The following is a 2790-nucleotide window of genomic DNA, read 5'->3' on the forward strand; positions in this document are numbered from 1 at the left end:
ATATAATAATTATCTCTTATATATTAAACTTGCACAAGCACAATTTAATACTAATGATACAAAATATTTAGCATTTGCTTTAATAAATCTTAATATTGCTTTAGAAATTAATCATGATATACCTGGTGCTTGGCACTTAAAATCTTTAGTACTTGGAAAAATAGGGAATATTCCTGCTTCTCAATTAGCTTTGGCAGAAGAAGCTCTACTATTAGGAAATATCAAGCTGGCTAATTCTTTAGTAAATAAAGCTATAGAATATTTAGATAAAAGCAGTACCGAATGGATTCAAGCTCAAGATATCTTAGCTAATATTAAAAATAATTATTGAGATATTAGATATTTATTGTATACTATAATAGTGATATTATTAGGAAACTATTAGAATTTATGGCAAATAAACTTGTATACTTATCTACCTTTATTATGTTAGTTTTTACATCGCTAGTTGATGCCAATACTAAAACTCCTATATCTTTAAATACTAATTTAAAGCCTTGGACAGCTTTAGGAATATTAGAGAATAAGAGTAAAAAATGTACGGCAGCTATTATTGGAAAATATGAATTACTTGCCTCTGCATATTGTATTTTTGACGATGATACCCAAAAACCTAGTGAAGCAAAAGATTTAGAATTTAGTGCTGGATACTCTCATGATGGATATCTCTTATATAAAAGTAAAATTATTTCATATATTATGCCTAAAATGGTGTATCCGCCACAAAATATCAACCAAATGAAAAATGCGTGGGTGGTTTTGTTATTAGATAATCCTGCGGTTAATACAACCGGTTATATTCCTATTAATAAAGCTCCTGTTACTAGTGAATATTTAAAAAATCATAAAATTATATTAGCAGGATATAATAATAAATTTAAATCTTTTGCTTCACAATCTTGTAAATTAAATAAAGAAGCTATTGATTTTAATGATACTAATACCAATAAAAATAGTCCTTTTTTATTACAAGTTTGTGATGATACATTTGAACCGCTTTTAGGTAGTTTAGCTATAGCTATTAATAATCAAACTAAGTTTATGGAAATAGTAGGTGTATATGCAGCAACTTTAACCCAAAAAAATAAAAAAACTAAAAAGAAAACCATTGTTAACTTAATTGTTCCTGCTTCTTCAGTAAAATTAGATAATGTTTCTACTCAATAGGTATTTGAGGACCATAGCTCTCATACTTTTTTCCCAAAGGAGTATTAGTAAATTTTTTAAAATTCTGTATAAATAAGCTAATTAGATTTTTATATACAGTGTTATAATTCTGTTTATTTTCCCAAGCATTACTTGGATTTAATAAATTATTATCTACCTTAGGTAATGATATTGGAATTTTAAAACCAAAATACTGATCATTAATAAAGATAGCCTTATCAAGGCTATCACTTAATATTGCATTAATAATTGCTCTTGTATCCTTAATAGGAATCCTCTGCCCCCTTGTATCTCCGTAACTACCTCCTGTCCAACCTGTATTCACTAAATAGGCTTTACTATTATGTGTAGACATTTTATCATACAGAATTTCTGCATATTTAGTTGGGTGCAACAATAAAAATGGTTCCCCAAAACATGATGAAAATACAGCAATAGGTTCTTTTAACCCTACCTCCGTGCCGGGAATTCTTGCCGTATACCCTGATAAAAACTGATACATAGCCTGTTCAATAGATAGTTTAGCAACCGGTGGCAGTACCCCGTAGGCATCACAGGTTAGAAAAATAATTTTATTAGGATGTTTAGCTTGTGATACCGGTTTCACAATATTATTAATATGATAAATAGGATATGATACTCGAGTATTTTCTGTTTTAGTATTATCGTAAAAATCTATGGTAGTATCCTCTAAAACTTTGACATTCTCTAATAAAGCATTACGTTTAATAGCTTTATAAATATCAGGTTCATTTTTTTGGGAAAGATTAATAGTTTTAGCATAACATCCTCCTTCTAAATTAAAAATACCATTATTATCCCATCCATGCTCATCATCTCCTATTAATAAACGCTCAGAATCTGTAGAAAGAGTAGTTTTACCGGTACCTGACAGTCCAAAAAACAAAGCTGAATCTCCGTTTTTGCCAAGATTTGCTGAACAATGAAAAGATCCTATTCCTTGTAAGGGTAACAAGTAATTCATAATAGAAAAAATACTTTTTTTTATTTCTCCAGTATACCAAGTATTTCCTATTACAGTCATTCTTTCTGTAAAGTTAATCCCTATAAAAGTTTCTGAATTTAAGCCATATTTCTTATATGCATCACATTTAGTTTTACAAGCGTTTAAAATAATCCAATTAGGTTTAAAAGATTTTAATTCTTCTGTGGTAGGACGAATAAACATATTCTTAAAGAAATGTGCCATAAAAGCTACTTCTGTAATTAAACGTACGGATAGTCTTGTTTCTAGATTTGTACCACAGAAACCATCCATTATATATAATTTTTTATCACTGAGTTGTTGAGTTGCTAAAAATTTTAAATGTTCCCAAGCCTCTGTAGATATAGAATTATTGTATGAACCATCCTTTGCCCACCAAATATTTTCAGCAGCAACAATATATTTATCTTTTACGGAGCGTCCGGTAAATCTTCCTGTATCTACTGCAATTGCTCCTAAATTAGTTTTTTTAGCTCTCTCATAATCTATAGGAGCAGAAACTATTTCATGATTATAAAAGTCATCATAGGAAAGGTTATAAAAAACCTCTTTGTTTGTATAAATATCATATTCTTTTAATTGCTTAATTAAATTCATCTTATAGCTCTATATTCTTT

At 28.9% G+C, this 2790-nt stretch carries 3 protein-coding genes; 2 read left to right on the forward strand and 1 reads right to left on the reverse strand.

Annotated elements, in window-relative coordinates; translation table 11 throughout:
- Together ACQCX0_RS01630 and ACQCX0_RS01635 are read left to right on the forward strand one after the other, a co-directional pair.
- Positions 1-331 (forward strand): hypothetical protein (locus tag ACQCX0_RS01630; protein WP_462562398.1); only part of this gene is annotated, 331 nt, incomplete at its 5' end.
- Positions 332-390: 59 nt separating this feature from the next.
- Entirely contained in the window at positions 391-1167 is a 777-nt protein-coding gene (locus ACQCX0_RS01635; RefSeq protein WP_462562399.1) for a trypsin-like serine peptidase, read from the forward strand.
- On the opposite strand, the gene pckA is transcribed toward ACQCX0_RS01635, so the two are convergent.
- Positions 1157-2770: a phosphoenolpyruvate carboxykinase (ATP) gene (pckA, locus tag ACQCX0_RS01640; RefSeq protein ID WP_462562400.1), complete on the reverse strand. Its 1614-nt coding sequence runs from the start codon at positions 2768-2770 to the stop codon at positions 1157-1159. The genes ACQCX0_RS01635 and pckA overlap by 11 nt on opposite strands.
- Between the last annotated feature and the right edge of the window lie 20 nt (positions 2771-2790).

The sequence above is a fragment of the Candidatus Hepatincolaceae symbiont of Strigamia maritima genome (assembly GCF_055505085.1).

Bases quoted from the DNA above. Each gene is read 5' to 3' on its own strand.
- pckA (WP_462562400.1), bottom strand. From the start codon at position 2,770: ATGAATTTAATTAAGCAATTAAAAGAATATGATATTTATACAAACAAA.
- ACQCX0_RS01635 (WP_462562399.1), top strand. From the start codon at position 391: ATGGCAAATAAACTTGTATACTTATCTACCTTTATTATGTTAGTTTTT.